The sequence below is a fragment of the Psychrobacillus sp. Z3-81 genome (assembly GCF_056620325.1).
Map to the genome: position 1 here is coordinate 1 of NZ_JBWQPU010000067.1, position 266 is coordinate 266.

At 51.5% G+C, this 266-nt stretch carries 1 protein-coding gene; it reads right to left on the reverse strand.

Features of this window, described 5'->3' with window-relative positions:
* The coding region (locus AC1ECF_RS17650; protein ID WP_480390744.1) for a hypothetical protein at positions 1-248 on the reverse strand (248 nt) is incomplete at its 3' end.
* Between the last annotated feature and the right edge of the window lie 18 nt (positions 249-266).

The window sequence follows — 266 nt, forward strand, 5'->3', positions numbered from 1 at the left end:
GTCAGAGGGTACACAGAACACTTGTTGTCCAGGCCACCACAAGCAATGGCACATCCAGAAGGGGCATATGCACATGCCATCACCCAGGTACACGGCATTGTCACAGCGTGTTCCTTGTTGGTAGTGAACGAATCCCACACGATCACCTTCCCATCCTGGGAAGAGCTCACAATTCTTCTTTTGTCTTTGCACCAGTCCATACACAGAACTTTATTTCCGTGGCCCTTCAGGGTCCTCCTGGTCTTCATCACAAACTGGCCCAGTGC